The 24,126-nt window shown below is 60.3% G+C and carries 22 protein-coding genes and 1 pseudogene; 15 read left to right on the top strand and 8 right to left on the bottom strand.

What is annotated here, in order from left to right; all coding sequences use genetic code 11:
• Positions 1–9 precede the first annotated feature (9 nt).
• The 6 genes and pseudogenes from GTP45_RS11145 to GTP45_RS11165 all read left to right on the top strand — a co-directional run bounded on the left by GTP45_RS11145 (position 10) and on the right by GTP45_RS11165 (position 5,345).
• Positions 10–1,707, top strand: a complete 1,698-nt coding sequence (locus GTP45_RS11145) for a methyl-accepting chemotaxis protein (protein WP_161013930.1) — start codon at positions 10–12, stop codon at positions 1,705–1,707.
• A 2-nt stretch (positions 1,708–1,709) separates the two neighbouring features.
• Positions 1,710–2,525: a CheR family methyltransferase gene (locus tag GTP45_RS11150; RefSeq protein WP_161013931.1), complete on the top strand. Its 816-nt coding sequence runs from the start codon at positions 1,710–1,712 to the stop codon at positions 2,523–2,525.
• Positions 2,526–2,534: 9 nt separating this feature from the next.
• Positions 2,535–3,101 carry a chemotaxis protein CheD gene (locus GTP45_RS11155; RefSeq protein ID WP_229258411.1) on the top strand — a complete coding sequence of 189 codons (567 nt, stop codon included), beginning with the start codon at positions 2,535–2,537 and terminating at the stop codon, positions 3,099–3,101.
• Positions 3,094–4,014, top strand: a pseudogene (locus GTP45_RS29300) (chemotaxis protein CheW); the annotation flags it as partial. The gene GTP45_RS11155 and the pseudogene GTP45_RS29300, both read left to right, overlap by 8 nt.
• 135 nt (positions 4,015–4,149) lie before the next feature.
• Positions 4,150–4,605: a chemotaxis protein CheW gene (locus tag GTP45_RS29305; RefSeq protein ID WP_371874446.1), complete on the top strand. Its 456-nt coding sequence runs from the start codon at positions 4,150–4,152 to the stop codon at positions 4,603–4,605.
• 47 nt (positions 4,606–4,652) lie between these two features.
• Positions 4,653–5,345, top strand: coding sequence for a DUF4197 domain-containing protein (locus GTP45_RS11165; protein WP_161013933.1), 693 nt, complete (start codon positions 4,653–4,655; stop codon positions 5,343–5,345).
• On the opposite strand, the gene GTP45_RS11170 is transcribed toward GTP45_RS11165, so the two are convergent.
• The 3 genes from GTP45_RS11170 to GTP45_RS11180 form a co-directional block, all read right to left on the bottom strand.
• Positions 5,346–5,699 carry a hypothetical protein gene (locus GTP45_RS11170; protein WP_161013934.1) on the bottom strand — a complete coding sequence of 118 codons (354 nt, stop codon included), beginning with the start codon at positions 5,697–5,699 and terminating at the stop codon, positions 5,346–5,348.
• Positions 5,700–5,767: 68 nt separating this feature from the next.
• The gene (locus tag GTP45_RS29175; protein ID WP_161013935.1) at positions 5,768–7,375 is read right to left on the bottom strand and encodes a methyl-accepting chemotaxis protein; all 1,608 of its coding nucleotides are present in this window, start codon (positions 7,373–7,375) and stop codon (positions 5,768–5,770) included.
• A gap of 89 nt (positions 7,376–7,464) precedes the next feature.
• Positions 7,465–9,108: a 3-(methylthio)propionyl-CoA ligase gene (locus GTP45_RS11180; RefSeq protein WP_161013936.1), complete on the bottom strand. Its 1,644-nt coding sequence runs from the start codon at positions 9,106–9,108 to the stop codon at positions 7,465–7,467.
• 127 nt (positions 9,109–9,235) lie between these two features.
• Here GTP45_RS11180 and GTP45_RS11185 point away from each other — a divergent pair, with 127 nt between their 5' ends.
• From GTP45_RS11185 to GTP45_RS11215, 7 genes are all read left to right on the top strand, one after another.
• Entirely contained in the window at positions 9,236–10,699 is a 1,464-nt protein-coding gene (locus GTP45_RS11185) for a protein adenylyltransferase SelO (protein WP_443093279.1), read from the top strand.
• Positions 10,700–10,713: 14 nt separating this feature from the next.
• Positions 10,714–11,112, top strand: a complete 399-nt coding sequence (gene msrB, locus GTP45_RS11190) for a peptide-methionine (R)-S-oxide reductase MsrB (RefSeq protein ID WP_161013937.1) — start codon at positions 10,714–10,716, stop codon at positions 11,110–11,112.
• Between the two features lie 11 nt (positions 11,113–11,123).
• Entirely contained in the window at positions 11,124–11,753 is a 630-nt protein-coding gene (locus GTP45_RS11195; RefSeq protein WP_161013938.1) for a septation protein A, read from the top strand.
• Complete coding sequence (locus tag GTP45_RS11200) at positions 11,750–12,025, top strand: BolA family protein (protein WP_161013939.1); 276 nt, start codon at positions 11,750–11,752, stop codon at positions 12,023–12,025. Before GTP45_RS11195 ends, GTP45_RS11200 begins: the two co-directional genes overlap by 4 nt.
• Before the next feature lie 88 nt (positions 12,026–12,113).
• A complete protein-coding gene (locus GTP45_RS11205; protein WP_161013940.1) occupies positions 12,114–12,890 on the top strand; it encodes a peptidylprolyl isomerase in 777 nt (258 codons plus the stop codon).
• Positions 12,891–12,982: 92 nt separating this feature from the next.
• A complete protein-coding gene (locus GTP45_RS11210; protein ID WP_161013941.1) occupies positions 12,983–13,762 on the top strand; it encodes a peptidylprolyl isomerase in 780 nt (259 codons plus the stop codon).
• A 93-nt stretch (positions 13,763–13,855) separates the two neighbouring features.
• Positions 13,856–14,512 (top strand): DNA alkylation repair protein, encoded by a 657-nt coding sequence (locus GTP45_RS11215; RefSeq protein WP_161013942.1) that lies wholly within the window; start codon positions 13,856–13,858, stop codon positions 14,510–14,512.
• Between the two features lie 11 nt (positions 14,513–14,523).
• Here GTP45_RS11215 and purL read toward each other — a convergent pair whose 3' ends face one another.
• Positions 14,524–18,573, bottom strand: a complete 4,050-nt coding sequence (purL, locus tag GTP45_RS11220) for a phosphoribosylformylglycinamidine synthase (RefSeq protein WP_161013943.1) — start codon at positions 18,571–18,573, stop codon at positions 14,524–14,526.
• 264 nt (positions 18,574–18,837) lie between these two features.
• Here purL and GTP45_RS11225 point away from each other — a divergent pair, with 264 nt between their 5' ends.
• Together GTP45_RS11225 and GTP45_RS11230 are read left to right on the top strand one after the other, a co-directional pair.
• Positions 18,838–20,493 carry a tetratricopeptide repeat-containing response regulator gene (locus GTP45_RS11225; protein ID WP_161013944.1) on the top strand — a complete coding sequence of 552 codons (1,656 nt, stop codon included), beginning with the start codon at positions 18,838–18,840 and terminating at the stop codon, positions 20,491–20,493.
• Positions 20,493–22,130, top strand: coding sequence for a tetratricopeptide repeat protein (locus GTP45_RS11230; RefSeq protein WP_161013945.1), 1,638 nt, complete (start codon positions 20,493–20,495; stop codon positions 22,128–22,130). The genes GTP45_RS11225 and GTP45_RS11230 overlap by 1 nt, the downstream gene beginning before the upstream one ends.
• Positions 22,131–22,132: 2 nt before the next feature.
• On the opposite strand, the gene GTP45_RS11235 is transcribed toward GTP45_RS11230, so the two are convergent.
• The 4 genes from GTP45_RS11235 to GTP45_RS11245 form a co-directional block, all read right to left on the bottom strand.
• Positions 22,133–23,122 carry a TraB/GumN family protein gene (locus GTP45_RS11235; protein ID WP_161013946.1) on the bottom strand — a complete coding sequence of 330 codons (990 nt, stop codon included), beginning with the start codon at positions 23,120–23,122 and terminating at the stop codon, positions 22,133–22,135.
• A gap of 3 nt (positions 23,123–23,125) precedes the next feature.
• A complete protein-coding gene (locus tag GTP45_RS27950; RefSeq protein ID WP_166454589.1) occupies positions 23,126–23,266 on the bottom strand; it encodes a hypothetical protein in 141 nt (46 codons plus the stop codon).
• 115 nt (positions 23,267–23,381) lie between these two features.
• The gene (locus GTP45_RS11240) at positions 23,382–23,888 is read right to left on the bottom strand and encodes a Clp protease N-terminal domain-containing protein (protein WP_161013947.1); all 507 of its coding nucleotides are present in this window, start codon (positions 23,886–23,888) and stop codon (positions 23,382–23,384) included.
• 13 nt (positions 23,889–23,901) lie between these two features.
• Positions 23,902–24,114: a helix-turn-helix domain-containing protein gene (locus tag GTP45_RS11245; RefSeq protein ID WP_161013948.1), complete on the bottom strand. Its 213-nt coding sequence runs from the start codon at positions 24,112–24,114 to the stop codon at positions 23,902–23,904.
• Positions 24,115–24,126: the final 12 nt, after the last annotated feature.

A 24,126-nucleotide genomic window follows, 5' to 3' on the forward strand; every position in this document is an offset into this window, starting at 1 on the left:
GGGACTCCCATGAACGCACCTAGCCAAGTGATCCAGACGCAGGATGTCGAACTCCAAGCCATACACGCAGCACTCAACCGCGTGCAAGCCGTCATCGAGTTTGACTTGGAGGGCAAGATCCTGCACGCCAACGACAACTTCCTGCGCGTGCTGGGCTACTCTTTGGCCGAAGTTCAAGGACGTCACCACTCCATGTTCTGCGAGCCGGAATTTGCCGCCTCGCCAGTGTACAAACAGTTCTGGGCCCGCCTCGCCAACGGCGAATACGAGCACGGCGAGTACAAGCGCGTCGCCAAAGACGGCCGCGAAATCTGGATCAACGCCTCTTACAACCCGGTGATGGACGCCGACGGCAAGCCCTACAAGGTAATCAAGTTTGCCACCGACATCACGGCCAGCCGCAACCGCAACGCCGAATACGAGGGCAAGGTCAGCGCCATCAGCAAAGCCCAGGCCGTGATCGAATTCGACATGCAGGGCCACGTGCTTGAAGCCAATGATAATTTCCTCGAAGTCATGGGATATTATCTCGATGACATTAAAGGCGAGCATCACCGCATGTTTTGCGATCCCGACTACGCGGCCAGTGCCGAGTATAAACGTTTCTGGCAGAAATTGAATCGTGGCGAGTTTGATAGCGGCCGGTATAAACGCGTCGGCAATAATAAGAAAACTATATGGATACAAGCCACTTATAATCCGATTTTCGATTTAAATGGCAAACCATACAAAATAGTTAAATATGCAAGCGATATCACCGCGCAGGTGCTGCTGGAAGAATCGGTGGCGGCCAAGGCGGAATCGGATGGTGCCAAGATTTCCCGCCTGCTGGAGTCGGTGGAGCGCGCCGCCAATGGCGACCTGACCAGCAAAATCGTGGTCGAGGGCGACGAGCCGCTCGATCAGCTGGCCGAGGGCATCAGCAAAATGATTGCCGACCTGCGCAAGGTCATCAGTGACGTCGTGATGTCGGCCAGCGGTCTGGCCGACGCCTCCACCACTATTGCCGAGCGCTCCAATGGCGTGGCGGTCGGCACCCAGGCGCTGGGCGCCACGGTGGAAGAAATGAACGCGTCCATCGACGGCCTGACCAGCTCGATCAACACCATCGCCGGCAATACCTCGGACGCCGACGCCATGGCCAAGTCGGCCCAGCACGAGGCGGAAGTCGGCGCCAAGGCCGTCGCCAAGTCGATCGAGGCCATGGACTTGATCAACCGCTCGTCGGAGGACATCGGCGAAATCGTCAAGGTCATCAGCGACATCGCCAACCAGACCAATATGCTGGCCTTTAACGCCGCGATTGAGGCGGCGCGCGCCGGCGAGCACGGGCTGGGCTTCTCGGTGGTGGCGGACGAGGTGCGCAAGCTGGCCGAGCGCTCCTCGCAGGCGACCAAGGAGATTTCCAAGCTGATCAACGAGTCGGTGAAGCGCGTGTCGGCCGGCAGCGAGATTTCGCGCCAGGCCAGCGATGCCTTCGACAAGATCCTGGCCGGCGTGGTGAAGACCACGGTGGCGATTTCCGACATCTCCAAGGCCACCAACGAGCAGTTGCTGACCGCGCGCGAAGTCAGCACCGCAGTGCAGTACATCGCCGAGGAAGCCGAAAAATCGGCCGCCGCTTGCGACAGCATCGCCCGCTCCACCGAGGGCTTGAACCAGCGCGCAGGCGACTTGAATAAAACCGTGTCTGGCTTTACGGTGTAATCATGGACGTTACCGGCATCACCCCGGCTACCCTGACGGCGCTGATCGCACTGGTGCGCAAGCACACCGGTATTGCGATGACGGAGCGCAAGAGCGTGCTGCTGGAACGGCGGCTGCGCCCGCGCGTGCAGGCACTCAAGCTGAACAGCTACCAAGCCTACCTCGACAAGGTGGAACAAGACCGCGCCGAGGTGCCGCACTTTATCGACCTGGTGACCACCAACGACACCCTGTTCTTCCGCACCCAGCAGGTGTGGGATTACGTCGAGCAGGAGTTTTTGCCGCAGTGGTGGCGCGAGCACCAAGGCAAGCGCCTGAAAGTGTGGTCGGCAGCGGCCTCCAGCGGCGAGGAACTGTATTCGATGGCCATGCTGTGCGAGGAATTCCAGGCTGCCCATCCCGGCTTCAGCTACCAGATTCACGCCACCGATATTTCCCAGCAAATCCTGGCGCTGGCGCGCGACGGCCAGTACAGCGGCCGCTCGGTAGAGAAGATCCAGGCCAGCCACCCTGACTGGGTCAAAAAATACTTCCGTCCCAGCGCCAACGGCCTGCGGGTGGTGGATGCATTAAAAAAGAACGTGGATTTAGCCCAACATAACTTGCTAACGCCACTCAAGCCCGCCAAGCAGTTTGATCTGGTGTTCCTGCGCAATGTCCTGATTTATTTCGAGCAGGAACAGCAGCAGACCATCCTGCAACAAGCACGGTTAAGCATGGCGCCGCACGCCGTGATGATCGTGGGCGAATCGGAATCGATCTCCGGCCTCAACACTGCCTATCAGTTCGACCGTCCAATGATTTATCGAATGGAATAGGCGGCCACCATGCAAGCGACATTACTCACCTCCTCGATCCGCCCGGCGACCATGCCGTGGGACGACCTGTACCTTGCCGATCCGGGCAGAAACGCCGGCGGGCCGCTGCAGGTAGCGATGGGACAATTGAAGATCGGCGTCCGCAACGGCCAGCTGCAAGCGCTGCTCGGGTCGTGCGTAGGCATCGGCTTTATCTGGAAAAAGCAGCGCCGCTGCGGGCTGGCGCATTGCCTGCTGCCGGAATCGGGCGATAGCTCGGGCCAGCTGGGAGCGCGCTACGTCAGCCAAGCCGTGCCTTCCTTGCTGCGCCTGATCGGCGCCACCGAGGCCGATTACGCCGATATCGAGGTGATCCTGGCCGGCGGCGCGACCATGCTTAACGGCTGCTCCAGCCGCTTGCAGATCGGCCAGCAAAACTCCGATGCGGCACGCCGGCACTTGCGCCGCTACGGCTTGAATGTCAGCTACTGCCGCGTCGGCGGGAAATGCGGCCGCACGCTGGTTATCGACTGCGCCACCTGCGATTACTCTGTGCAGGATATCGTCACCCCTAGCGCCGGAGCCCCCCATGCCTGATGCGTCCGCTGTTACATGCACTGAATTGTTTGGTTCCTTTGTCCTCGGCGACGATGAATTCGCCCTCCCGGCAAGTTGCTTCCGCGAGGTGGTCAATTACCCCGAGAAGGTCACCGCCCTGCCCTTGTCGCCGAAGTTCCTGGAAGGCGTGTTCACTTTGCGCGGCAGTGTGATCCCGGTGGTCAACCTCGGGCGCGTATTCAACCCCGAGTCGCGCGCGGCGCTGCCGACCGACAAGATCGCCATCCTCGATTATCAAGGCGTGCTGGTCGGTATCCTGTTTGACGCCACCGGCGAAATCCTGCGCGTGCGGCCCGAGCAGCGCAGCACGCTCAGCTATCCAGAAGGCGCGCAGCGCGGCGTGGTCAAAGGCACGATCTTGCTCGATCACGGCGCGCGGCTGGTGCAAATCCTCGACCCCGACGCCCTGATTCACATCGAAAACGTGCCGCAAGTGCTGGCGCTGCAATACGCCGACCAGCAAGCGCGCCGCCACCACGGCGAGCGCCGCCAGTGCGTCAGCTTCCGCGTGGGCGCATCCTCGTTTGCATTTGAGATGGGCGCGATCCAGGAGATTATCCGCGTGCCGGAATTGCAGCCATCGGTGCTGAATAGCGCGCTGTGCCTTGGCCGCATCAACTTCCGCGGCAGCCCGGTGGCAGTGGTGGACTTTGCCACCCTGCTCAATTCCGGCGGCGCCGAGCGCGCGGCCAATACGGATCAGCGCATCATCGTGGCGCGAATCGATGACGCCACCATCGGCTTCCTGGTGGACTCGGTCGATAACATCGTCAATTTCTACAGCGAAGAAATCATGCCGATCCCGATGCTGAGCAAGGCGCGCGCCGGCATGTTTGGCGGCTGCCTGTCCAAGCCGGACCTGGGCGATATCTTCTTCCTCGATCACCAGCAGATTTTCTCCAGCAACGAAATCAAGGAAATGCGCACCGGCCACGCCAACCTGTATCCCAAGGACGAGGCGCAGGCCAGCAAGATCGAGCGGCGCGAGGCCCAGCGCGGCCTGCGCAAGGTCTACATCACCTTCGCGCTGGAAAACCGTTACGCGATGGAGATCAAGCAGGTGCGCGAGATTATCGACCTCAGCATCGGCGAGATTACCCGCCCGCCCGGTCTGCCAGCTTTCATGCGCGGCATGATGAACCTGCGCCAGCAAATGGTGACGGTGATCGATCTGCGCAGCCTGTACGGCATGGCGCCCCTGGAAGACAGCTCCAAATCCAAGATCCTAGTGGTTGATCGCGGCGACGAGTGCTACGGCCTGCTGGTCGACGCGGTGGAAAACATCATGACCATCAACGACAACCGCCGCTTCTCGGCGCCCAAGATGATGCGCAATCCAAGCGCCCAAGGCGATCCGCGCGCCGAGATGGAGGAAGTGATCGACATCGAGGGCGAAGGCGACGCTCACCAAACCCTGAGCGTGTTCAACTGCGATAGCCTGCTGGCGCGGCTGGCCAAGGAGCTGCCGGCGCTGGCGGCATAGTCCCCGGTGCGGTACAGTTAAGCCTTCGCCAATCTGGAGGTTTTGCCATGCCCGTATCGCGCCGTTCCATCGCCCTGTTGATTCCCTTGGGCCTGCTGGCTACCAGCGCCTTTGCCCTGTCGCTGGCCGACCTGACCAACAAGGATGCGTCCGGCGGCCTGAAAGCGGCGCTGGAGACCGGTTCGAACGCCGCCGTGTCCAAGCTCGGCGCGGAAGGCGGCTTCCTCAACAACGAAAAAGTGCGCATCCCGCTGCCCAAGATTCTGGAGCAAGCGCGCCCTATCCTGAAAATGACCGGCAAGGGCCAGCAGCTTGATGACCTGGTGGTGCAGATGAACCACGCCGCCGAGGCCGCCGTGCCGATGGCCAAGCCGCTGCTGCTGGACGCGGTCAAATCGATGACCATCACCGATGCGAAGAACATCCTGACCGGCGGCGACACCTCGGTTACCGATTTCTTCCGCGGCAAGACGCAGGACAAGCTGGCCGGGCAATTCCTGCCGGTAGTGAAAAAAGTCACCGACAAGTCCGGCCTCGCCACCAAGTACAACACCGCCATGAGCCTGGCGCCGAAGATGGGTGTGCTGGCCAAGGAGCAAGCCACGGTGGAAGGCTACGTCACCCAGCGCGCGCTGGACGGCCTGTACACCATGATCGCCGAAGAAGAAAAAGCCATCCGCGCCGACCCGCTGGGCACGGGCAGCAAGCTGATCGGCAAAGTATTCGGCGCGATCAAGTAGTCAGTTGCGCGAAGACTTCTGCTGCTCTCGCTCTTCGCGCAACTCCTTGACCATCACTCGCACTTGTTCAACCTGCTTTTGTATCTCAGCTTGCTTGGCAGAGAAGTCTTTACCGGAATCAAAAGCAGCGACCATGTTGGAAAGGATTGTCGCATTGATCCCGCCAATAGCCAGTACTGAGGCGATAGCCGTAATGATGACCGTTGTTTTTAGACTTTTGAAGTCAGCACGCAGTTCGTGGTGGGACTGAATCAATGCCGCAATCGCGGTCTCAATGGCCGAAAATCTCTTGTCCATCCGTGCTTCGGCGGCTTCGAGTCTTGCATCCAGCAGATCAGTGGTAACGGTAGCCATCCCTGCATCGTACGAGCGTCGCGCTGCGCGCGCAACTCGCACGATTGCGGGATTTGTGCGCGATTAAATCAGTTGGTCAGTGCCAGCGTTGGGCGGCGCAGGGTGTCGCGCTGGCCGATGCGGGCGCCGGTTTGCGTGTCCAGCTTGAAGGTGCTGACCATTTCTTCCAGCTGCGCCGCTTGTTCCTGCATGGCGTTGGCGGCGGCTGCAGCCTCTTCCACCAGCGCGGCGTTTTGCTGCGTCACTTCATCCATCGAGACGATGGCTTGGTTGATCTGGTTGATGCCTTCGCTTTGCTCTTCACCGGCGATCATGATCTCGGTCATGATGCTGGTCACGCGCTCGACGCTGTTGACGATGTCGCCCATGGTCGCGCCAGCCTTATCGACCAGCTGAGTACCTGCATCCACTTGCTCCACCGACTCGGTAATCAGTTCCTTGATTTCCTTCGCAGCAGCGGCCGAACGCTGGGCCAGGTTACGCACCTCGGTTGCCACCACAGCGAAGCCGCGGCCTTGTTCACCGGCGCGGGCTGCTTCCACCGCTGCATTCAGCGCCAGAATATTGGTCTGGAAGGCGATGCCATCGATCACGCCGATAATGTCGGCAATCTTGCGCGACGAGCTGTTGATGGTGCCCATGGTATCCACCACTTGCGACACCAGTTGACCGCCCTTGCCCGCTACTTCCTGCGCGCTCAGCGCCAGCTGGTTGGCCTGGCGGGCGTTGTCGGCATTTTGACGCACGGTCGAAGTCAACTCTTCCAGCGACGACGCGGTTTCTTCCAGCGCAGCCGCCTGGTTCTCGGTGCGGCGCGACAAGTCCAGATTGCCGGCGGCGATTTCCGAGCTGGCCGTCGCAATCGCGCTGCTGCCGCTGCGGATGCTGCTGACGGTGCCCGACATCTGATCCTGCATCTTGGTTAAGCCTTGCATCAGCTTGCCCATTTCGTCATTGCGCTCCACCACAATGCGGTTGGACAGATTGCCGGTAGCGATCTCGTCAAAGTGGCCCAGCGCTTTTTCCAGTGGTCGCAGAATCGCCCCCAGCAAGCGCACCGCCGAGAACACGATCAGCGCCGCGCCCAGCAGCAGCGCAATGGTAAAGCTCTTGGTGAAGCCGGAGAAGAACGATTGACTATCGTCGTAATGGCTCTTGGCCGAGTCCAGTTGGTAGTTTTCCAGCTTGACCGAAGCCGCGTCAAAGATGCCGAACTGTGCCGACAGGGTTTTCATCGACAGTTCCTCGATCTTGGCGTGGTCTTGCGCGCGCAGCGCCGCCATCAGGGCGCGCATTTCGCCGATGTAGACGGTGCGCTTGGCGTCAAGGTCGGCGGCCAGCGCCTTCTCTTCATCGCCCAGAGGCAGCGCGAGATAAGCTTTCCAAGCCTTGTCGGCATCCTGAATGAAACCGTCAGCACGGCCCAGCGTTTTCTCAAGATCGGCTGCCTCCGGGTGAAACACGCCGCGATCGATTACGAAACGCGAGCGGTTCAGAAAATTCTTGGCATTAGCCAGCGCGATGGTCGAAGCCATCTGGTTCGAGTACACGTCCTTCAAGGCGAAGTTGACGGTATTCATGCCGAAAATGCTGAGCCCGCCAAGGGCCAGCATCAGCACGCCCAAGACCGACATGGTCAGAATCAGGCGCGTGCGTATGGTTATGCTGTTGAACATGGTTTTCTCTCGTATTCATTAGTAGAAAAATGCCGCAAGGCAATAATGTACGAGGAAACTAATTCGCAGTCAAACTATTTATTACTAAATTAACTTGGTAGTTGATAGTCACTGTACTGTTCACGCAGCTTGTTTTTCTGGATTTTGCCGGTGCCGCCGACCGGCAAATTTTCGGCAAAAACTACGTCGTCAGGCAGCCACCACTTGGCGATTTTGCCGTCGAAGTGGGCTAACAATTCCTCGCGCGTGACCGTGCTGCCGGCACGCCTAACAACAACCAGCAGCGGCCGCTCGTCCCATTTGGGATGGGGCACTCCTATACAAGCGGCCTGCATCACGCCGGGGTGCGACATCGCAATGTTTTCCAGATCGATGGTGCCGATCCACTCGCCGCCGGACTTGATCACGTCCTTGGCACGGTCGGTAATTTGCATGAAGCCGTCCGGGTCGATGGTGGCGACGTCGCCGGTGGGGAACCAGCCGTCTTCCAGCACATCGCCACCCTCGCCCTTGAAATAGCTGGCGATGATCCACGGGCCTTTCACCAGCAGGCTGCCGGAAGTGGCGCCGTCCCACGGCAATTCCTCGCCCAGTTCGTCGACAATTTTCATGTCGACGCCGTAAATGGCGTGGCCTTGCTTTTGCAGGATCTTGCGCTGCTCGGCTTTCGGCAGCTCCATGTGCTTGCTCAGCAGGCCGCCGGTGGTGCCGAGCGGCGACATTTCCGTCATGCCCCAGCCGTGGATGACTTCGACGCCGAAGTCATCGATCAAGGTGTTCATCATGGCCGGCGGACAGGCTGAACCGCCGATCACGGTGCGGACGAAGCTCGAGAACTTGAGCTTGTTCTGCACCGCGTAGTTAATCAAGCCCAGCCACACGGTCGGCACGCCGGCCGAGAACGTGACCTTCTCCTTCTCCATCAGCTCGTAGACCGACTTGCCATCCAGCGCCGCGCCGGGAAACACCATCTTTGCGCCCGACAGCGGCACCGAATACGGCAAGCCCCATGCGTTGACGTGGAACATCGGCACCACCGGCATCACGGCGTCGCGCGAAGACACGTTCAGCACATTCGGCAAGGCCGAGGCGTAAGCGTGCAGCACGGTCGAACGGTGCGAGTACAGCGCGCCCTTGGGATTGCCGGTGGTGCCGGAGGTGTAGCACAGCGTGGCGGCGGCGCTCTCGTCAAACTGCGGCCACGCGTAATCGGCCGATTGGGCGGCCAGCAAGTCTTCGTAGCACATCAGGTTGGGAATTTTCGAGTCGGCCGGCATGCGGTCAGCCGCGCCGAGCAAGATCCAGCCCTTGACCGTCTTGCAATGCGGGGCAATGGCCTCAATTAAGGGCAGGAAGCAGAAGTCGAACAGCAAGAATTGGTCTTCCGCATGGTTGCAGATGTAAGCCAGCTGCTCCGGGTGCAGACGCGGATTGATGGTGTGCAGCACCGCGCCACTGCCGGAGACGGCGTAGTAGGCTTCCAGGTGGCGATAGCCGTTCCAGGCCAGCGTGGCAATGCGCTCGCCCATGTGCACGCCCAGCGCCTGCAGCGCGTTGGCCAATTGCCTGGCGCGCTGGTGGCATTCGCGGAAAGTGTAGCGGTGCAGGTCGCCTTCGACCCGCTGCGAGACAATCTCGCTATTGGCGTAATGGCGCGCCGCAAATTCCAGAATGCCGGAAATCAGCAGCGGCTGATTCATCATTTGGCCCATCAGGGGAGCTTGGTTGGACATGCAGGTCTCCGGTTGTTTTATAGACAAAGTTTCCAACCCGCGCCGCAGCAGCGTCAATGCTTTTCGATGCTGCACTGCCGCATCCGCGCACTGCGGTAAAATCCGGGACTAAGCCCACGAGGAGTACATCATCACTGTCGCCAAACTGCCGCTGGACAATTCCTTCGCGTCCCTGCCGCCTGCTTTCTACACCCGCCTGATGCCGACGCCGCTGCCCGCTCCGTACCTGGTGGGCGTCAGCGCGCTGGCCGCGGACATGATCGGCCTGTCGCCGCAACAGGTGGCCGACAGTCTCGATATCCTGATCGGCAACGCCGTGCCGGAGCGCTCGCAGCCGCTGGCGGCCGTGTATTCCGGCCACCAGTTCGGTGTCTGGGCCGGCCAGCTCGGCGATGGCCGCGCCATCCTGTTCGGCGACGTTGCCACCACGCAAGGCCCGATCGAACTGCAATGGAAAGGCGCGGGCCTGACGCCTTACTCGCGCATGGGCGACGGCCGCGCCGTGCTGCGCTCCTCGATCCGCGAATTCCTGTGCTCGGAGGCCATGCATGCGCTTGGCATTCCGACCTCGCGCGCGCTGTCGGTGGCCGGGTCGGATCAGGGCGTGGTGCGCGAAACTATCGAAACCTCGGCTGTGGTGGTGCGCATGGCGCCGAGCTTCGTGCGCTTCGGCTCGTTTGAACACTGGTACAACCGCAAGAAAACCGACGAACTCAAGCTGCTGGCCGATTACGTCATCGACCGTTTCTACCCTGCCCTGCGCGATGCCGAGAACCCGTACGCCGCGCTGCTGGAAGCAGTGACGCGCCGCACCGCGCACATGATCGCGCACTGGCAGGCAGTGGGCTTCATGCACGGCGTGATGAACACCGACAATATGTCGATTCTCGGTCTGACGCTCGATTACGGCCCGTACGGCTTCATGGAAGCATTCGATGCTAACCACATCTGCAATCACACCGACCAGCAAGGCCGCTATTCCTACGCCAACCAGCCGCAAGTCGGCCACTGGAACTGCTACGCGCTGGCGCAAGCGCTGTTGCCGCTGATCGGCGAAATCGAGCCAACCCAAGCCGCGCTGGACGTCTACCAGCCCGAATTTGCCGCCAAGATCGACGAACTCATGCACGCCAAACTGGGCCTGCAACAGCTGGAAGCGCACGAGGAAACCGACCGCGCCCTGCTGGACGACTTGTTCGCCATCCTGCCGGGCGTCGATTTCACCCAGTTCTTCCGCCGCCTGAGCGGTCTGCGCGCCGCGGACAACAGCGGCGACGACCCGCTGCGCGACCTGTTCATCGAGCGCGAGGCGTTTGACGCGTGGGCCGAACGCTACCGAGCCCGCCTGCAAGCCGAAAACAGCGACGACCAGGCGCGCGCGCTTGCGATGAATCAAGTGAACCCCAAATATGTGCTGCGCAATTATCTAGCCCAAGTGGCGATTGAAAAAGCGCAAAATAAGGACTTTACTGAGTTGGAGCGCTTGCTTTCTGTATTGCAGCGCCCCTACGATGAACAGCCCGAGCACGAACATTACGCCGCCTTGCCTCCTGACTGGGCATCGCATCTTGAAGTGAGTTGTTCTTCTTAAGCGAGAAATAAGCCATGAGCAATAAAGTTGTCAAATCCGACGCCGAATGGCGCGCCCAATTAGACCCGATGGAATATCAAGTCACGCGCCATGCCGCCACCGAACGTGCTTTCACCGGCAAGTTCTGGGATCACCACGAGGCTGGCATCTACACCTGCGTATGCTGCAACACGCCGCTGTTCCGTTCCGACACCAAGTTTGATTCCGGTTGCGGCTGGCCGAGCTATTTCGAACCAATCGACCCAGCCAATGTGATCGAAAAAGTCGACCGTTCCCATGGTATGCTGCGCACCGAAACCATTTGCGGCGTGTGCGACGCCCACCTTGGCCATGTATTCCCGGACGGCCCGCCGCCGACCGGCCTGCGTTACTGCATTAACTCTGCCTCACTCCGCTTCGACCCACAAGACTAATAAAAGACATCATGAAATTCCTGTTCGACATGATTCCGGTACTGCTGTTCTTCGCCTCCTACAAGATAGCGGGCATGAACGCAGAGGCATCCCAGCACCTCATCAACACCTACCTGAGCGGCATGATTTCCGGCGGTTCGGTCACCGCCGAGCAATCGCCGATCGTGATCGCCACGCTGGTCGGCATTCTGGCCACCATGGCGCAGATCGCCTGGATCAAGGCGCGCGGGCGTAAAGTTGATGGCGTGTTGTGGGTGTCGCTGGCCATGTTCGTGGTGTTTGGCGGGCTGACCATCTACCTGCACGACGAGGATTTCATTAAATGGAAACTGAGCATCATCTATTGGCTGTTTGCCGTGGTGCTGCTGTTTAGCGACCTGCTGTTTAAAAAGAACTTGATGCGCCAGTCGATGAAAGAAATCATCGAGTTGCCGGAACTGATCTGGTCGCGCTTGAACTTTGCGTGGGTCGCCTTCTTTATCTTCATGGGCGCATTGAACTGGTACTTGGCCTTCGTCGTATTCAAAGGCAATACCGACGCCTGGGTCAGTTTTAAAGCTTTCGGCGCCACCGCCATCATGTTTGTGTTTATTGTTGCGCAAACGATTTATTTATCGCGTCACATGAAAGACCAGGCATGACCCAAGATACCCGCATGGCGCGCATGCGTGCCGCCTTTGAAGCCAAGCTGGCGCCGATCGAACTGGTGCTGGATGACGATTCCGCCGCCCACGCCGGCCACGCCGGTGCGGCCTCCGGCGGCGGCCACTACAACGTCAGAATTGTTTCGTTACAATTCGAAGGCCTGAAACTCGTCACAAGGCATCGTCTCGTGTATGATTCTGTGCACGATATGATGCATAAAGAGATTCATGCATTGGCCATTACAGCTTTGGCTCCGTCCGAAGTATGATGGCCGCTATCGGCTTTTAAAATAATTGAAGACAAGACATAGCCGTCCAAGCTAATTCGCTATAACTTTCCCCTGACAGGAATTAATAATGACTTTCAAGCCAGCCAAGTTGCTGATTGCACTTCTCGTTGTCGCTGTACCAGCTTTCGCACAAAACGTCGCCGTGGTGAATGGCAAGGCTATTCCGACCTCGCGCGTCGACGCGGTCGTTAAGCAAGTCGTGGCCCAAGGCCAGCAGCCTGATTCGCCACAACTGCGCGATCTGATCAAGAAAGACCTGATCGGCCGTGAAGTCATGATGCAAGAAGCGGAAAAACAAGGTTTCGGCAAGAACGCCGACGTGAAAGCGGCGCTGGAAAACGCCCGCCAAGCCATCATCATCAACGCGCTGGTGGCTGACTACGTCAAGAAAAACCCAGTGTCGGACGCCGACATCAAGGCCGAGTACGACCGTTTCGTGGCACAAGCCGGCGACAAGGAATATCACGTGCGCCACATCCTGCTGGGTACCGAAGCTGAAGCCAACGACGTGATCGCCAAAATCAAAGGCGGCGCCAAGTTTGAAGACCTGGCCAAGCAGTCGAAAGACACCGGCTCGGCAGCTAACGGCGGCGATCTGGACTGGGCCTCGCCTTCGTCCTTCCCTCCAGTGTTCGCACAGGCCTTCACCGCCCTGCAAAAAGGCCAAGTGACCGAGAAGCCAGTGCAAACCCCTAACGGTTTCCACGTGATCAAGGTCGACGACGTGCGCCAAGCCAAGCTGCCAACTCTGGAAGAAGTGAAGCCACAAGTGGCCGAAGCCCTGACCCAGAAGAAGCTGCAAGCTTTCCAAGAAGAACTGGTAAAGAAAGCAAAAGTGCAGTAATGTTATGAAAGGCGGCGCCCTGCGGGGCGCCGTTTTTGATTCAGCGTTGGTATCATGCACCTTCAGAGTGTAATTTTTTAAGGATTTAAATAATGATGTTGAAGCCAGCCCGCCTGATGTTAGCCCTGATCGCTGTTGCAGCCGCTCCAGCTTTCGCTCAGAACGTCGCGACCGTCAATGGCAAGGCCATTCCTGCCGCTAAAGTTGATCAAATGGTGAAACAAGTTGTGGCCCAAGGCCAGCAGCCAGATTCGCCGCAACTGCGCGAAGCCGTTAAAAAAGAATTGATCAGCCGCGAAGTATTGCTGCAAGAAGCGGATAAACAGGGTTACGGCAAAAAGGCAGAAGTCACCGCCGCGATTGATAATGCCCGTCAAAGCATTACCATCAACGCCATGCTGGCTGATTATGTGAAAAAGAATCCAGTAAAAGACGCTGAGATTCAAGCTGAATACGACAAATATAAAGCCACTGTGGGCGGCACCGAATATCACTCGCGTCATATTCTGGTTGCAACCGAACAGGAAGCCAAAGATATTATCGCCAAGCTGAAAGCCGGCGGTAAATTCGAAGACCTGGCCAAAGTATCGAAAGATCCAGGTTCGGGCGCCAATGGCGGCGATCTGGGCTGGATGACCCCAGCTAAACTGGTAAAACCATTTGCTGATGCAATGGTCGCTTTGAAACCAGGTGAATTGACCCAGACTCCAGTTAAATCGGAATTCGGCTACCACGTTATCAAACTGGAAGAATCGCGTCCAACCAAGTTCCCATCGCTGGAAGAAGTTAAACCGCAAGTGGCCGAAGGCCTGCAACAGCGTAAGATCGCAGCCTACCGCGAAGAACTGCTGAAGAAAGCCAAGATCCAGTAATCTGGTTCTGCTGAACAAGAAGCGCCTGCATGCAGGCGCTTTTTTTACGCCCTTCTCAAACTCAAAGCTGGCTTGTATAAGCCAACAACTAGCATGAAACCTGACTTCCTGACCGATGTAGCCATCGCCCTCGCCGCTGAAGCCGATAGCGAACGCGCTCCCGCCATGCGCGCCTACATGCGCGACCAGTTCGACTTCATGGGCGTCGGCACGCCACAGCGCCGCGCAACCTGCCGGACGCTGCTCAAGGGCTTGAGAGGCGAGACACTGCTGGAGCATGCCCGCGCCTTGTGGGAGCTGCCACAGCGCGAATATCAATACGTGGCGCTGGATCTGCTGGCCATGCATTGGAAAGAATTAGATATCGAAGATATTCCAGCGTTAATGGAATTGGTGCAGGATAAGTCGTGGTGGGATACCGTGGATTCCTTAGCCGGTATTATTGGCGACGTTTTACGCCACCGCCACGATTATATGGACGACGCATTAAAACACCGTAATTTCTGGATGCGCCGTATCGCTTTATTGCACCAATTAGGCTGGCGCGGCAAAACTGATCAGCAGCGTTTATTTGATTATTCGCTGGCGCTGGCCCACGAAAAAGAATTCTTTATTCAAAAAGCTATCGGCTGGGCATTAAGAGATTATGCCCGTCATGCGCCGAATGAGGTTCGCTTATTCACGCACAAACAAAAAGAGCGGCTCGCGCCGCTCTCCTTCCGTGAGGCGAATAAACACCTCAACGCTTAGTTACCCATTCATTAACCCACAAACTTACGGGCATTACGGAACATACGCATCCAAGGCGATTCCTCGCCCCACGATTCCGGCGCCCACGAATGCTGCACCGAGCGGAATACACGTTCTGCGTGCGGCATCATTACCGTGAAGCGGCCGTCCGCAGTGGTCACCGAGGTCAGGCCTTGCGGCGAGCCATTCGGGTTGTACGGGTAGGCCTCAGTCGCTGCGCCACGGTTGTCGACGAAGCGCATGGCGGCCACGGCTTCGGCGATATTGCCGGTTTGCGAGAAGTCGGCATAACCTTCGCCGTGGGCGATGGCGATCGGGGTCTGGGTGCCGGCCATGCCGCTGAAGAAGATCGACGGCGAGTCCAGCACTTCCACCATGGCGAAGCGGGCTTCGAATTTCTCCGACTTGTTGGTCGTGAATTTCGGCCATGCATGCGCGCCAGGAATCAGCGGTTTCAGGTTGCTCATCATCTGGCAGCCGTTGCAGACGCCCAGGCCGAAGCTGTCTTTGCGGGCAAAGAACTTGGCAAATTGATCAGACAGCGCGCTGTTGAACAGGATGGTCTTGGCCCAGCCCTCGCCCGCGCCTAGCACGTCGCCGTACGAGAAGCCGCCGACGGCGATGATGCCTTGGAAGTCATCCAGCTTGGCGCGGCCGGCGATCAGGTCGCTCATGTGCACGTCCACAGCGGTGAAGCCGGCTTGGTGCATCACGTAAGCGGTTTCGATGTGCGAGTTGACGCCCTGCTCGCGCAGGATGGCAACGCGTGGGCGAACGCCGGTCGCGATGAACGGTGCCGCCACGTTTTCCGACAGGTCGAAGGTGACTTTCGGGGTGATGCCAGGATCTTGCTCGTCCAGCAGGCGGTCGTATTCAGCGTCTGCGCAAGCAGGGTTGTCGCGCAGACGGGCGATGCGCCAGCTGGTTTCGCTCCACAGACGGTGCAGCTCGGCACGCGGCTTGGCGTAGATGATCTTGGCGTCGCGGGTGAATTCGATCACGCCACGGTCGTTCAGCTTACCGATGATGTGGCTGCAAGCACCCAGGTTGAACGAACGCAGCACGTCCATCACGGCCGATTTCTCGTCGGCGCGGACCTGGATCACGGCACCCAGCTCTTCCGAGAACAGCGCGCGCAGGGTTTGCTCGTTGCGGCGCTCGGCCACTTGAGTGGCCCAGTTCTTGGCGTCGCCTTGATCGGCGCCGTGGCCCTCTTCCAGGGTCAGGATGTCGAGGTTGATCGACAGACCAGCGCGGCCGGCGAAGGCCATCTCGGTCAGCGTACCGTACAGGCCGCCGTCCGAACGGTCGTGGTAAGCCAGCAGTTTGCCGTCAGCGTTCAATTGCTGAATCGCGGCGAAGAAGGCTTTCACGTCTTCTGGATTGTCCACGTCCGGCACCGAGTTGCCCAGCTGGCCCATGACTTGCGCCAGCGCCGAGGCGCCCAGGCGGTTCTTGCCACGGCCCAGATCGATCAGGATGATCGAGGTTTCGCCGGCATCGGTACGCAGTTGCGGCGTCAGCGATTTGCGCACGTCGTACACTGGAGCGAACGACGAGACGATCAGCGACACTGGCGACAACACGGCTTTGGACTCATCGCCCTCTTTCCAGGTGGTGCGCATCGACAGCGAATCCTTGCCGACCGGGATCGAGATGCCCAGCGCCGGGCACAGTTCCATGCCGACGGCTTTGACGGTGTCGTACAGCGCTGCGTCCTGGCCCGGCTGGCCGCAAGCAGCCATCCAGTTAGCCGACAGTTTGATGTCTTCGATCGAGCGGATCGGCGCAGCAGCGATGTTCAGCACTGCTTCGGCAACCGCCATGCGGCCCGAAGCAGCAGCGTCGATCACAGCCAGCGGAGTACGCTCGCCCATGGCCATTGCTTCGCCCTTGTAGCCTTCAAAGCTCATGGCGGTCACAGCGCAGTCAGCCACCGGCACCTGCCAAGGGCCCACCATCTGGTCGCGCACGGACATGCCGCCCACGGTACGGTCGCCGATGGTGATCAGGAACGATTTGTCGCCCACGGTCGGCAGCAACAGCACGCGCTTGGCGGCCTCTTCCAGATCCATGCCGGTCAGGTCGATGGCCGGGAAATCGTTTTGCACATGGTGTACGTCGCGCTGCATTTTTGGCGGTTTGCCGAGCAGGACTTCCATCGGCATATCGACCGGATTGTTGCCCAGTTCAGGATCGATCAGCTTCAGCTGGCGCTCTTCGGTGGCGGTACCAACCACGGCGAACAGGCTGCGCTCGCGTTCGCAAATCGATTGGAACAGCGGCAGGTCGGCAGGCGAAATCGCCAAAACATAACGCTCTTGCGATTCGTTCGACCAGATTTCTTTCGGCGCCATGCCGCTCTCTTCCAGCGGAATTTTGCGCAGGTCGAAGATCGCACCGCGCTTGGCGTCGTTGGTGATTTCCGGGAAGGCGTTCGACAGACCGCCCGCGCCTACGTCGTGAATCGAGATGATCGGGTTTTTCGCGCCCAGCTGCCAGCAAGCGTTAATCACTTCCTGCGCGCGGCGTTCCATTTCCGGGTTGCCGCGCTGAACCGAGTCGAAGTCCAGATCGGCGGTGTTGGTGCCGGTTGCCATCGACGAGGCAGCCGAGCCGCCCATGCCGATCCGCATGCCCGGGCCGCCCAGCTGCACCAGCAGGCTGCCGACCGGGATGTCGTTCTTGTGGGTGTGCTGCGACGAAATGTTACCGATACCGCCGGCAATCATGATCGGCTTGTGATAGCCGAATACGGTGTCGTGCGCGCCGGCGAACTGCTTGCCGATGTTCTGTTCGTAGGTACGGAAGTAACCGCCCAGCACCGGACGGCCGAATTCATTGCTGAAGGCAGCGCCGCCCAGCGGGCCGTCGATCATGATTTGCAGCGGCGAAGCGATGCGCTCTGGCTTGCCGTACGGGGTGCCGCTGTCGCGGTAGTCGCTTACCGGCGCGGTAACGACTGCATCGCTTTCCCATGGACGCACGGCACCCGGCAGCAGCAGGTTGGACACGGTGAAGCCGGTCAAGCCCGCTTTTGGCTTGGCGCCACGGCCGGTTGCACCTTCGTCGCGGATTTCACCGCCGGCGCCGGTCGAGGCGCCAGGGAATGGCGAGATCGCGGTCGGGTGATTGTGGGTTTCCACTTTCATCAGCGTGTGGGTCAGCTCGGTGGTCGGCGCGTATTCATTGCTGCCGGCCTGCGGGAAGAAGCGCATGACTTCCGCGCCTTCCATGATCGACGAGTTGTCGCTGTAGGCAACCACGGTGCCTTTCGGCTGCAGCTGGTGGGTATTCTTGATCATGCCGAACAGCGACTTTGGCTGCGCCACGCCGTCGATGGTCCAGTCGGCGTTGAAGATCTTGTGGCGGCAGTGCTCGGAGTTGGCCTGCGCGAACATCATCAGTTCAACGTCGGTTGGATTGCGGCCGGCCTTGGTGAAGGCGGCGTCCAGGTATTCCACTTCATCTTCCGACATGGCCAGGCCGAGGTCGGTGTTGGCCTTGTCCAGCGCGGCCTTGCCGCTGCCGATCACGTCTACCGATTCCAGCGGACGGGCTTCCAGTTCGCGGAACAGGCCGGCTGCGTCGTCAGCCGAGCGCAGTACCGATTCGGTCATGCGATCGTGTAGCAGCGCGGCGACGGCTTGCAGTTCTTCGTCGCTCAGCTTCTTGGTGGCGCCCAGCGAAGTACCCAGGATGCCGGTCTTCAGGTTGATGCGGAACGCCACGCCGCGCTCAACGCGCTTGATGTGCGCCATGCCGCAGTTGTGAACGATGTCGGTGGCTTTCGACGCCCACGGCGAAATCGTGCCGAAGCGCGGGATGACGAAGAATTCCTCGGCATGGCCCTCGGTGTTGTCGGCGTGGGCCGGTTCACCGTAGGTCAGCAGGCCGGTCAGGCGCTGGGTGTCGTCGGCGGACAGCGGCGCGGCGGCATCGATGAAGTGGACATAGCGTGCCTGAACAGCGGCTACGGAAGGCAGCACCGCTTGCAGTTGGTTCAACAGGCGTTGGCTACGGAATGCGGACAGGGCGTTGGAACCCGGCAGAATCAGCATGGTGGGAAGGTAGTTGATGCAGCTAGGCTGCGGTTTAAAGGGAGATGGGGCACAAGCTACTATGTAATGCAGAATTTTCCTTTGCGCGCATTATACCTTTTCAGCCCCTCGCCCGCCACCCGCCGCCCTTGGATATTTCGTCGCCGCAGGGCAGCAAAACGTGCCTCCGAAGCAACATTTCGAGGCAAAAAAGGCAAAAATTCCGCTTTTCGGTTTTCCTTCGAGTATGCTCTTTCGAAAGTAGCCGGTCTCCGAGAGCAAGCCATGCCAGACTATAGCAATCTGTCGGTTCTGATTGTCGATCCCAATCAGAGCATGCGTGCCAGCGTGCACAATATGCTGACCCAGGTGAATATCACCAAGGTCGACCAAGCGGTCAGCGCCGCCACCGCCATCCGCGCGCTGACCAGCAAATCCTACGACGTGATCCTGTGCGAGTACGACCTCGGCACCAGCGCCGACGGCGCCGGCCAGGACGGCCAGCAATTACTGGAGGACCTGCGCCACCACAAGGTGATCGGGCCGGGGGCGATTTTCGTCATGCTGACCTCGGAAGGCGTGTACAGCAAGGTGGTTAGCGCTGCCGAACTGCTGCCGACCGATTACATCCTCAAGCCGTTCACGGTGGACGTGCTATCGCAGCGTATCGGCCGCGCGCTGGAGCGGCGCGCCGTGTTCCTGCCGGTCTACCAGCTGATCGGCCAAGGCCGCGCGCGCGAAGCAATCGACATCTGCCTGCGTAACGAAGCGGCGCAGCCGCGCTACGCCATCGATTACGCCCGCTTGCGCGCCGAAGTGCTGGCCAGCCTCGGCCGCCACGCCGACGCCGAGCAAGCCTATACCGGCATCCTCAATCTTAAGACACTGGGCTGGGCGCAGCTGGGTCAGGCGCGTGCCGTCTACGCGCTGGGCCGGCTGGCGGATGCCGAGGCGCTGCTGCGCGAACTACTGGCCGGCAACCCCAAGTTCATCGCGGCCTACGACCTGCTGGCCCAGCTGCTGCGCGATCAAGACAAGGACGCCGACGCCAAGCAAGTGCTGGAAGACGCCGTGGCGCTATCACCGCACATGGTGCGCCGCCTGCGCAACCTCGGCGACGTGGCGCTGGCGTCCGGCGACGTCGCCGGGGCTGAAAAGGCCTATAAGCAAGTCGTCGCCAAGGCCAAGTACTCGGAATTCCGCGACCCGGCTGACCACGTCAACCTGGTGCGCGCGCTGGTGCACAAGGGCGATGCGGCCGGCGCAGCCAGCGTGGTGCGCGACCTGGAACGGTCGATGCGCAGCACGGCCAGCGTGGAAGTGTGCCGCTGCTATGCCTCGTCCATGGTCAAGCAGCTCAATGGCGACACCGACGGCGCAGCCGCCGAACTGGCCAAGGCCATGGAAAAACTGGCCGAAGCTACCGGCATGTCCGCCAACCTCAAGCTGGGACTGGCGCACAGCTGCCTGGAAACCCGGCTCGACGAGCAGGCCGAAGCGCTGTTCAACCAGCTGATCGCCAACCCGAATAGCGGCGTCGATGCCGAACAAGTCACCGCCCTGTGCAAGCAAGCCGGCCGCCAAGACATCGCCAAGCGCTACGTTCAAACCCAGGAACAGGCCGTGGACGGGGCGGTGCGCGAAGCCGCCGCCCTCAGCCGCAGCGGCGACATCCGCGGCGCAGTCGCAGTGTTGCAGGACACGCTGCAACGCTATCCCGACCATACAGACCTGTGGTCGGTCAGCGTCACCACCATGCTGCGCCTCATCGGCGAGCTTGGCTGGGACGCACAATTGGCCACGCAATGCACGATGCTGATGCGGCGCATGCGCGAACACAATCCCCAGCACCCATTATTGCCGGGTTTGCTGGCACAATATGCGACAGCGCGCCAGAAGGCCGCTGCCAACCCAACGCCCTCGCCGGCAGAAAGCTCCTGATGTCCGATTACGCCGCCCTGTCCGTCCTGCTGGTCGACCCTAACCAAAGCATGCGCGCCAATTTGCGCAACATGCTGAGTCAGGCCGGCATTACCAGCATCGATGACGCTGTCAGCGCCGGCACGGCTATCCGCCAGATCAACAAGAAAAGCTACGATGTGATCTTGTGCGAGTACGACTTGGGCAGCGGCGCCGGCGACAGCGGGCAAGACGGCCAGCAATTGCTGGAAGATCTGCGCCACCACAAGCTGATCGTGCCGTGGACTATTTTCATCATGCTGACCTCGGAAGGCGTGTACAGCAAGGTGATCGGCGCGGCCGAGCTGACCCCGACCGATTACGTGCTCAAGCCGTTCACTGTCGACGCGCTGCTGCAACGCGTCCGCAAGGCCGTGGACCGGCGCGAGGTGTTCATGCGCGCCTACCAGATGATCGAGTTGGGCAATCTGCGCAAGGCGATTGCCGAATGCGTGACCGGCGAGGAAAAGAATCCCCGCTACGCCGCTGACTTCGCCCGCCTGCGCGCGGAGCTGCTGTCGCAATTGGGCGATTTGGCCGAGGCCGAGCGCGTCTATCAATTGCTGCTGATGACCAAGCCGATCGCGTGGGCGCATTTGGGGCTGGCGCGCTGCCAGTTCGGCCAGCAGAAATACGTCGAGGCGCAATCGACGCTGCAAGAACTGCTGAACCACAACACCCAGTACATGGCCGCCTACGACCTGCTGGCGCGCACGCACCAGGCACTGGGCCAGCAGGAAGCAGCCAAGAAAATCCTCGAAGACGCGGTCGCCATTTCACCGAATATGGTGCACCGGCTGCGCCACCTCGGCGATGTGGCGTTTGAAACCGGCGATGTCGGCGTGGCCGAGAAGGCGTTCAAACAAGTGGTCGCCAAGGCCAAGTATTCCGAGTTCCGCAATCCCGAGGATCACGTCAGGCTGGTCAAGACGCTGGTCAAGAAAGGCGACGCCAACCAGGCCAGCGGCGTGATCCGCGATATGGAGCGCTCGCTGCGCGCCAGCGCCAACGTGGATGCCTGCCGAGCGATTGCATCGGGCCTGCTGCAGGAAATGATGGGCAACCTCAGCGGCGCAGCCAACGAGCTGACCAACGCGGTCAACGCCGTCGGCGCCAGCCGTGGCCTGTCGACCGACTTGAAAATCGGTCTGGTGCACAGCTGCCTGAATATCAAGCTGGATCAGCAAGCCTCGGATCTGATGCTGAACCTGATGAACGATACCGAAAGCGGCGTCTCCATGGACGACGCGGTGCAAGTGTTTGAAAAAGCCGGCCGCCACGACTTGGCCGAGGGCATGGGCGAACAGATCAAGCACCAGGTGGACGAGCTGATCGCGCACGCGGCCGAGCAGCGCGGCCAAGGCGATCTGCGCGCCGCGGTCGATACGCTGAGCGCGGCGCTGCGCAAGGCGCCGGGCAATATGTCGCTGCTGCCGGCGGCTGCATCGGCCATGCTCAAGCAGCTGGACGATCTGGGCTGGGAGGCGCCGCTGGCCGAGCAGTGCCAGTTCCTGCTGGAGCGCATGCGCCGGCTCGATCCCGATCATCCGACGCTGGAAACGCTCATGGCGCAGTACCAGCACACCCAGCGCAAATATGGTATTTCGGTGGTGGCCTAAGTTTATTCCGGGCTGTCGACCTGATATCCCTTGGCCTTCAACGCAGCCAGGTAGCTATTCGGGCCGAGGATGTCGGACAGCCGCAGCGTGGCAAAGCTGCTGTTGTTGGTACTTAGCGCCTGCTCGGCGGCGGCCAGCCACGAATCGCGCACGCGCTGTTTCACGTTCTGGAAGTTCGGCGTGTTCTTGACGAATTCGGCGTTGCGCATGGCGTCGCCACACTCGGCTTCCTGATCGGCGTAGCTGAGCTTCTGGATCGCTTCAAGGTCGCCCTTGGCCCACGCGTTGGCGCGCAAGCGCATGGCGTCGAGATCGCTTTCCAGCCGCATTAAAGTTTTGTCGAAGCAGGCAGTGTCGGCCAGTTGAGACTTTTTGAACTCCTTGATCATCTTGGCCGGACTGTCCATTTCCAGCTGAATCGCGGTGCGGGTGACCTTGATCTTGCGCTTCTTGGCGATGTTGAAGATCTTCTCTTCCACCTCGTGTCCCTTGCCCAGGCCGGCCTGGCGCAGGCCGGCGTCGTACAGCGTGTCCGCCACGAAGATCGGACGTTCGCGCTCGATGTCGTCATTGTCAGGCAGGTATTTGGCTTTCAGCGGCTGCCAGCGGGCGTAGACATCGGCGGGCAGCACGTCTTTCAGCGTTGCGCCATCGGGATTCTTTTTCACGCCGATCAGGCTAGGCAGCATGCCGAGGCCGCCGAAGAAGCCGACGTGCGCTTGTGCGCCCGGTGGCGACAGGTATTCCTGCGTTTGGCCGAGGATGGTTTCTACTTGCTGCGAGCGCCACTCCATCTTTTTCGGCAGCGGCGAATAAGTACCGAAGATCCAGAGCACGTGGTCGTCCTTGCTAACTTTCCACAGGCCGGGGCCGGGACGCTGGCCGACCAGCAGCACTTGCTCTGGCGCGGGCTCAGTTTCGGTGTCTGATTGCGCCAATGCGGCGCTGAGTTGAAGGGAAAGGCAGATTGCAGTCAGCAGGCGTAGGCGCATGGTTTAGAAGCCGGTCAGGCCGGCGGTCAGGTAATGGCTGATCACGTACCACGAAACGAAATACAGGCCGCAGAGCGCGAAGGCAGAAATGATCGCGGCGCGCGACGTGCTGCGGGATCGAAAGATCCTCAGTATCGTACGCATGATGTGTTCCCCCGGCCTGTTAAAAATCAAACTTTACGTCGGCGGCCGGAAGCTGGACAAGTGATGTCTGGGCGGTAGCGGATGGCGATACCTCGGGTATCGCCAAATGCGCTTATCAAGAAGGCATGGCGGCGCGTAGTTCGGCTTCAGCGGCGCTGCCGAGGGTTTGCAGGTCGATGCCGATGGCTTTGAAAGCGCGGCCGGCGGCACTGTGCGCCATGCTCGCAGCAGCCAGCAGCACGTGCGCGCCGCACAGCGGGGCCGGCAAGCGGCGCTGCAACTCGGGCAGGCTTTGCATCAGCGCTTGGCCGGATGGCTGGACGTCGAATAGCAAGGTCGATTCGGCCGGCGGCGCTGCCTCGACAGCGGCATCGTAAAAACCGATCGCATTCAGCGCCTCGGTGTGGCGGTTGTTGAGAGCTTCGCGATACGCATCAGGGTCGGCGCCGATGCGGGCGAACACGCGGCGCGCGCTGCCGTCGGGCAGATCGAGCGCGGCCAGCGTGTAATGCTCCGCGCCCGGATGCTGCTGCCCTTCCTGCAAAGCGCGCTGCTCAGCACCGAGCGACAACGCCATAATAGTTCGGGTGTCCTGCCAGCGCTGCTTTAGTTTTGCAAACATGGTTCGTCTCCGGTCAGCCGCGCGCCAGATTCGCTGCGTGCTTTTTGTGGGCGGCTTGCTTGCTGACGCCGAGCGCCTCGGCAATCTGGGCCCAAGTCCAACCGTCCGCCAACGCCTGCCGCACCGCCTTGCGCTCGACCTGATCGGCCAGCTCGCGCAAGGCCAGCGCCGCCGCCATGGCGTCGCCGGGTTCAGTGGGAATTTTCAGGTGATGGAGATCAGTCATGCGTCAACTTTA

Origin of the sequence: Duganella rivi (assembly GCF_009857435.1) — a bacterium.
Taxonomy (GTDB): Bacteria; Pseudomonadota; Gammaproteobacteria; order Burkholderiales; family Burkholderiaceae_D; genus Rugamonas; species Rugamonas rivi.

Bases quoted from the DNA above. Each gene is read 5' to 3' on its own strand.
- GTP45_RS11215 (WP_161013942.1), top strand. From the start codon at position 13,856: ATGAAACCTGACTTCCTGACCGATGTAGCCATCGCCCTCGCCGCTGAA.
- GTP45_RS11170 (WP_161013934.1), bottom strand. From the start codon at position 5,699: ATGGCTACCGTTACCACTGATCTGCTGGATGCAAGACTCGAAGCCGCC.
- msrB (WP_161013937.1), top strand. From the start codon at position 10,714: ATGAGCAATAAAGTTGTCAAATCCGACGCCGAATGGCGCGCCCAATTA.
- GTP45_RS29175 (WP_161013935.1), bottom strand. From the start codon at position 7,375: ATGTTCAACAGCATAACCATACGCACGCGCCTGATTCTGACCATGTCG.
- GTP45_RS11180 (WP_161013936.1), bottom strand. From the start codon at position 9,108: ATGTCCAACCAAGCTCCCCTGATGGGCCAAATGATGAATCAGCCGCTG.
- GTP45_RS11150 (WP_161013931.1), top strand. From the start codon at position 1,710: ATGGACGTTACCGGCATCACCCCGGCTACCCTGACGGCGCTGATCGCA.
- GTP45_RS11210 (WP_161013941.1), top strand. From the start codon at position 12,983: ATGATGTTGAAGCCAGCCCGCCTGATGTTAGCCCTGATCGCTGTTGCA.
- GTP45_RS11240 (WP_161013947.1), bottom strand. From the start codon at position 23,888: ATGTTTGCAAAACTAAAGCAGCGCTGGCAGGACACCCGAACTATTATG.
- GTP45_RS11165 (WP_161013933.1), top strand. From the start codon at position 4,653: ATGCCCGTATCGCGCCGTTCCATCGCCCTGTTGATTCCCTTGGGCCTG.
- GTP45_RS11195 (WP_161013938.1), top strand. From the start codon at position 11,124: ATGAAATTCCTGTTCGACATGATTCCGGTACTGCTGTTCTTCGCCTCC.
- GTP45_RS11235 (WP_161013946.1), bottom strand. From the start codon at position 23,122: ATGCGCCTACGCCTGCTGACTGCAATCTGCCTTTCCCTTCAACTCAGC.
- GTP45_RS27950 (WP_166454589.1), bottom strand. From the start codon at position 23,266: ATGCGTACGATACTGAGGATCTTTCGATCCCGCAGCACGTCGCGCGCC.
- GTP45_RS11225 (WP_161013944.1), top strand. From the start codon at position 18,838: ATGCCAGACTATAGCAATCTGTCGGTTCTGATTGTCGATCCCAATCAG.
- GTP45_RS11230 (WP_161013945.1), top strand. From the start codon at position 20,493: ATGTCCGATTACGCCGCCCTGTCCGTCCTGCTGGTCGACCCTAACCAA.
- GTP45_RS11155 (WP_229258411.1), top strand. From the start codon at position 2,535: ATGCAAGCGACATTACTCACCTCCTCGATCCGCCCGGCGACCATGCCG.
- purL (WP_161013943.1), bottom strand. From the start codon at position 18,573: ATGCTGATTCTGCCGGGTTCCAACGCCCTGTCCGCATTCCGTAGCCAA.
- GTP45_RS11200 (WP_161013939.1), top strand. From the start codon at position 11,750: ATGACCCAAGATACCCGCATGGCGCGCATGCGTGCCGCCTTTGAAGCC.
- GTP45_RS11205 (WP_161013940.1), top strand. From the start codon at position 12,114: ATGACTTTCAAGCCAGCCAAGTTGCTGATTGCACTTCTCGTTGTCGCT.
- GTP45_RS11145 (WP_161013930.1), top strand. From the start codon at position 10: ATGAACGCACCTAGCCAAGTGATCCAGACGCAGGATGTCGAACTCCAA.
- GTP45_RS11245 (WP_161013948.1), bottom strand. From the start codon at position 24,114: ATGACTGATCTCCATCACCTGAAAATTCCCACTGAACCCGGCGACGCC.